At 65.4% G+C, this 3,740-nt stretch carries 3 protein-coding genes and 1 tRNA gene; all 4 read left to right on the forward strand.

Annotation, left to right across the window (positions count from 1 at the left end):
- Positions 1–1,262, forward strand: a 1,262-nt coding sequence (locus AC1D01_RS24750) for an efflux RND transporter permease subunit (RefSeq protein ID WP_477871076.1), incomplete at its 5' end; no start/stop codon positions are given.
- Positions 1,263–1,350: 88 nt separating this feature from the next.
- A tRNA-Leu gene (locus AC1D01_RS24755) sits at positions 1,351–1,437 on the forward strand.
- A gap of 29 nt (positions 1,438–1,466) precedes the next feature.
- Entirely contained in the window at positions 1,467–2,774 is a 1,308-nt protein-coding gene (gene tig, locus AC1D01_RS24760; protein ID WP_477871078.1) for a trigger factor, read from the forward strand.
- Positions 2,775–2,949: 175 nt separating this feature from the next.
- Entirely contained in the window at positions 2,950–3,573 is a 624-nt protein-coding gene (clpP, locus tag AC1D01_RS24765; RefSeq protein WP_477871080.1) for an ATP-dependent Clp endopeptidase proteolytic subunit ClpP, read from the forward strand.
- Positions 3,574–3,740 lie beyond the last annotated feature (167 nt).

Genomic DNA, 3,740 nt, shown 5'->3' on the forward strand with positions numbered 1-3,740 from the left:
TCTACCTGCCGCTCGACCAGATCTTCCCGCAGACCAACGTGAGCCAGGTGATCCTGATCCCGAAGGACCTGCCGACGCGCGAGTCGCTGCGCCTGAAGCTGCCGAAGATGCTGGCCGAGGAATTCCCCGATGCGCGCGGCCGCGTCAAGCTGCTGCCGAACGGGCCGCCGGTGCCGTATCCGGTGCAGTTCCGCGTGATGGGACCGGATGCGGCGCAGGCCCGTGCCTGGGCCGACAAGGCCAAGGACATCCTGCGTGCCAACCCGAACATGCGCGGCGTGAACGACAACTGGAACGAGTCGGTCAAGGTGCTGCGCCTGGAGGTCGACCAGGACAAGGCGCGCGCACTCGGCGTCACCAGCCAGGCCATCGCCACCGCGTCGCGCACCATCCTGTCGGGCAACACCGTCGGGCAGTACCGCGAGGCCGACCGGCTGGTCGACATCGTCGTGCGCCAGCCGCTGGACGAGCGCAATGCCATCACCGACATCGGCAATGCCTACCTGCCGACGGCCAGCGGGCGCTCGATCCCGCTGACGCAGATCGCCAAGGTCGGCTTCACCTGGGAGCCGGGTGTGCTGTGGCGCGAGGGGCGCGACTATGCGGTGACGGTGCAGGGCGACGTGGTCGAAGGCCTGCAGGGCCCGACGGTCACGCTGCAGGTGTGGCCGGATCTCGACAAGCTGCAGAAGACCATGCCGGACGGCTACCGCATCGAGATCGCCGGTGCGGTGGAGGAGAGCAGCAAGGGGCAGGGCTCGATCGCCGCAGGCCTGCCGCTCGCGCTGTTCATCATGTTCACGCTGCTGATGCTGCAGCTGCACAGCTTCTCGCGTTCGATCCTGGTGTTCCTCACCGGGCCGCTCGGCATCGCCGGCGTGGCGGGCGCGCTGCTGCTGCTGAACCGGCCGTTCGGCTTCGTCGCGCTGCTCGGCGTGATCGCGCTGATGGGCATGATCATGCGCAACTCGGTGATCCTGATCGACCAGATCGAGCAGGACCGCTCGCGCGGCGTGCCGGCCTGGGAGGCGATCGTCGAATCGGCGGTGCGGCGCTTCCGTCCGATCGTGCTGACCGCGGCGGCGGCGGTGCTCGCGATGATCCCGCTGTCGCGCAGCGTGTTCTGGGGGCCGATGGCGGTTGCGATCATGGGCGGGCTGATCGTCGCGACGGGCCTGACGCTGCTGGCTTTGCCGGCGATGTATGCGGCCTGGTTCCGCGTCAAACCGGCCGAAGAGGAAAGAGCCGCCGCGAGCAGCTAAACTACGCGGTTTACCGAATCGCCTAAAAGGGAAGCTTCGGCTTCCCTTGCTCTTTTTTGTATTGCCAGAACGGCATTGCCCAAAATGTGCGCGGGTGGCGAAATTGGTAGACGCACCAGGTTTAGGTCCTGACGCCAGCGATGGTGTGGGGGTTCGAGTCCCCCCCCGCGCACCAGCTAACGAAACCAGAGAGTCCAGACAATCATGGCTGTCACTGTAGAAACCCTCGAGAAGCTCGAACGCCGCATCACGCTCACGCTGGCGGCCGACACGATCAACAACGAGGTCGAAACGCGCCTGAAGCGCCTGTCCCGCACGGTCAAGGCCGACGGGTTCCGCCCGGGCAAGGTGCCGATGAGCGTGGTCTCCCAGCGCTACGGCTACTCGGTGCAGTACGAGGTGATGAACGACAAGGTCGGTCAGGCCTTCGCCCAGGCCACCAGCGAAGCCAAGCTGCGCGTCGCCGGTGCCCCGCGCATCAGCGAGAAGGAAACCGCGCCCGAAGGCCAGATGGCCTTCGACGCCGTCTTCGAGGTGTACCCCGAGGTCAAGCTCGGCGACCTGTCGGCCGCCGAGGTCGAGCGCGTCAGCACCGAAGTGACCGAAGCCGCGATCGACAAGACGCTGGACATCCTGCGCAAGCAGCGCCGCACCTTCGCGCAGCGCCCGCAGGGCGAGGCCGCCGCCGAAGGCGACCGCGTGACGATCGACTTCGAAGGCAAGATCGACGGCGTGCCGTTCGACGGCGGAAAGGCCGAGGGCTTCCAGTTCCTGATCGGTGAAGGCCAGATGCTCGAGGCCTTCGAGAAGGCCGTGCGCGGCATGAAGACCGGCGAATCCAAGACCTTCCCGCTGCAGTTCCCCGAGGACTACCAGGGCAAGGACGTCGCCGGCAAGGAAGCCGACTTCCTGGTCACGCTGAACAAGGTCGAGGCGCAGAACCTGCCCGTGGTCGACGACGCGCTGGCCAAGTCGCTGGGCATCAAGGAAGGCACGGTCGACGCACTGCGCGCCGACATCAAGCGCAACCTCGAGCGCGAGGTCAAGTTCCGCGTGCTGGCCCGCAACAAGTCGTCGGTGATGGACGCGCTGGTCAAGAGCGCCGAGCTCGACCTGCCGACCTCGCTGGTCAACGGCGAAGTCGAGCGCATGACCGAAGGTGCCCGCGCCGACCTGAAGAAGCGCGGCATCAAGGACGCCGACACGGCGCCGATCCCCGCCGAGATCTTCCAGCCGCAAGCCGAGCGCCGCGTGCGCCTGGGCCTGGTCGTCGCCGAGCTGGTGCGCGCGAACAACCTGCAGGCCAAGCCCGAGCAGTTGCAGGCGCACATCGAAGAGATGGCGCAGAGCTACGAGAAGCCGGCCGAAGTGGTGCGCTGGTACCTGGGCAGCCGCGAGCGCATGGCCGAGGTCGAAGGCGTGGTCATCGAGAACAACGTGACCGACTTCGTGCTGGGCAAGGCGAAGGTCACCGACAAGGTGCTGCCGTTCGACGAACTGATGGCCGGCTGATCTTCCGCTGATTCCATCCAAAGGGCGCCGGGCTGAAAAGCCTGGGCGCCCTTTGTTCTTCGGGGTTTGTCTGTGACGCTGGACGCAGTTTCCTTGAATGCGGCCTTGTCACGACATAATCAAACCCAATCTCCGTGGGACTATCACGAACCTCCTCAAGGACGCAAGGACGATCATGAGTGCGCTGGAAACACAAAGTCTGGGCATGGTGCCCATCGTCATCGAGCAGTCGGGCCGCGGTGAACGGGCCTATGACATCTACAGCCGCCTGCTGCGCGAGCGGGTCATCTTCCTGGTGGGGCCGGTCAATGACCAGTCGGCCAACCTGGTCGTGGCGCAGTTGCTGTTCCTCGAAAGCGAAAACCCCGACAAGGACATCTCGCTGTACATCAACTCGCCGGGTGGTTCGGTGAGTGCGGGCATGTCGATCTTCGACACGATGCAGTTCATCAAGCCCGACGTGTCGACGCTGTGCATGGGCATCGCTGCCAGCATGGGTTCGTTCCTGCTGATGGCCGGCGCCAAGGGCAAGCGCTTCGCCCTGCCGAATTCGCGCGTGATGATCCACCAGCCGTCGGGCGGCGCGCAGGGCCAGGCCACCGACATCGAGATCCACGCCCGCGAGATCCTCAAGACCCGCGAGCAGCTGAACCGCATCTACGCGGAACGCACCGGCCAGTCGATCGAGAAGATCCGTGCCGACATGGAGCGTGATTTCTTCCTGGATCCGATCGAGGCCAAGGAATATGGCCTGATCGACCAGGTGCTGACGCAGCGCACCCCGGCCGCGGCCGCCTGAGCTGACAGATCCGGCGCCGGGCCTCGGGTAAAACCGGGGTGAAACCGCAGAAAGCCGCGGAAAGCCGTAGAACGGGGCCCATTTGGGCCCCTTTTCCACAGCCTGGGCCGGAATTCTTTTGCTCTATCATTGACTCAGCCTTCCTAACGCACAGCGCACCCATCCAT

This window comes from Rhizobacter sp. P3_B12 (genome assembly GCF_056402895.1).

Excerpts from the sequence above, each read along its gene's own strand:
- tig (WP_477871078.1), top strand. The coding sequence starts at position 1,467 with ATGGCTGTCACTGTAGAAACCCTCGAGAAGCTCGAACGCCGCATCACG.
- clpP (WP_477871080.1), top strand. The coding sequence starts at position 2,950 with ATGAGTGCGCTGGAAACACAAAGTCTGGGCATGGTGCCCATCGTCATC.